The sequence below is a fragment of the Pseudomonas sp. MWU13-2100 genome, from assembly GCF_023242365.1.
Lineage (GTDB): Bacteria > Pseudomonadota > Gammaproteobacteria > Pseudomonadales > Pseudomonadaceae > Aquipseudomonas.
In genome coordinates this window covers 1-2,270 of sequence record NZ_JALLIX010000095.1, presented here as the reverse complement: position 1 = coordinate 2,270, position 2,270 = coordinate 1, and the positions used below count along the sequence as shown (strand labels likewise).

The following is a 2,270-nucleotide window of genomic DNA, read 5'->3' as shown; positions in this document are numbered from 1 at the left end:
TGATCTTGTCACTTGAGGCTCATTCCCATGACCACCTCCACTGCCGTCCATTCCAACGCCTTCAACTTCATGAGTTTCCTGCAAGGCGGGGTTGATCCGCGCACGGGTCTTTATACCGTCGCCATTACCTTGCCCGAAATCAAGAGCAATGACCTGGCCGGCCCCGTGCTGCCCCTGGCATTGACCTACAACCCCCTCAATACCCTCGACAGCGGCTTTGGCCTGGGCTGGACCCTGCAACTGTCGCAGTTCACCCTGATCAATCAGGTCCTTTCATTGCACACCGGTGAAACTTTCAAGAAAACCGGTAACGGCAGCGGCGACCTGCTGGTGATGAAGGAAAAGAAACTCGACAGTTTTCATTTCCATGAACTGAGTGGCACCCGTTACAAGGTCGTGCACAAGTCCGGTCTGGTGGAAATCCTCAACATTGTTGGTCCACTCGCTAACCGGGTGGCTTTGCCCCATGAGATCTACTCGGCCAACGGGCGCATGATCACGTTGAGCTATACCACCTTTCTGAACTCACCACTGCTTGAGACCGTCAGTGACGACCAGCGGGTCCTGTTGCGGGTCACCCGCACGGCCCGTGAAGTTGAGTTGCTGTTCTACCCCGATGATGCTGAGGCCGCACGTTTCGTGCTGACCCTGATCGATGCGGACTACAAGGTCGAAAAACTGCAACTGCCCACCGACAACCAGGCCGGTTGGTATTTCCGCTACCGCAAAATCAATGACCTGACCTGCATCACCGAAGTACGCACACCCACCGGTGGCGAGGAGATCATTGAATACAATGACGGTGGCCATGCGTTCCCCGGGCTCACCAGCCGGCCCAATCTGCCGCGAGTCACCGACCACCGCATCAATCCTGGCACCGATCAATCCGTGATCACCGTCAAGTATGCCTACAGCGGCAATGACAGCAACAACCTGCATAATTTCCTCGGTTATAACGCCAGTGGCCTGATCTGGGAAGACAACGACCTGGACAACCTCTACAAGGTTCGCCGCGCTTACCTCTATGGCACGACCGAAAGCCTGATGGTCGGCGGCCAGGCGGTACGCACCATCGAACGCAGCTTCAACCGTTTCCATTTGCTGGTCGAAGAGAAAACCACCCAGAACGGTCATATCCGGAGCGTCGTCACCGCTTACCATGCCCAGGACAACATCGACTTCGATGATCAACTGGACAACTTCCAACTGCCGCGGACGGTGACTACCACCTGGGAAGTGCGCAACTCCGGACGTATTCGCCAGGAAGTGTTGAGCACCTGCTATGACGAACACGGTAACCTGACCGAGCGGATCCAGCCCAATGGCATCAAGCAAACCAGCATTTACTACCCGCTGAGTGGTGAAACCGGTCACTGTCCGGCCGATCCCGAAAACTTCGTGCGCCAGCTCAAGCAAACCACCGTCACTCCGGCGACGTCCGAGCACGGGGACCCGGCACCGGTGCTGTGCACCCGTTATCGTTACAAGACCCTGACTGCGCTCGCCAACAACCAGAACCCCTGGGTCGTCCCCCTGGATGAAACCCTGTTGCAGGTCGAGGGCGCCAGTGAACGCACGTTGCAGGTCAATACCTTTACTTACCATGAGCAGCTGACCGACCGCGTGCAATACGGTCGCCCCAAACGCGAAAGCGTTACTCTCAACGGCCTGTGCACCCACACCGATTACGCTTATGCGCGCCTCGCCAGCCAGCGTGTCGGTGAAACCGTGCTGCAAACCACCCAGACCCTGAGCACCAGCTTCGACGCGGTGCGCAAGGTCATCATCGAGGAAAGCTCGCTGCTCAACGGCCAGGCGCTGCTCAGTCGCGATGACAACGACGTGGAGATCCGCATCACCTACGATGCGCTGGGCCGGGTGCTGAGCGAAACCGTGGCGCCGGGCGACCCGGACTATGAAGCCACACGCTACTACAGCTACTTCCTGATACCTCAGCCGCAGTCGGCCGGGACCCGGCAAAAGGCCGCGCAACTGCTGACCGACGTCAAGCAGGTGCAGACCCGCACCGAGTTCGACGGGCTCAACCGGCCAGTGTATGAAGAGCGCCAGGATGTGGATAACCCGGACAGTAGCGGTGCGTTTCGCCAGACCTACGAGGCCGAATACGACTTGCGTGGGCAGTTGATCCGCGAAACCGAATACGACTGGTTGGACTGGGAGGATTACGACGATTTGATCCTGACCACCACCTTTGGTTATGACGACTGGGGTCAGCAACGCAGTGAGACCGGGCCCGATGGCGTGGTGAC

At 58.2% G+C, this 2,270-nt stretch carries 1 pseudogene; it reads left to right on the top strand.

Annotated elements, in window-relative coordinates:
- Window positions 1–27: 27 nt before the first annotated feature.
- Window positions 28–2,270: pseudogene (locus tag M5B99_RS29410) on the top strand (sugar-binding protein); the annotation flags it as partial.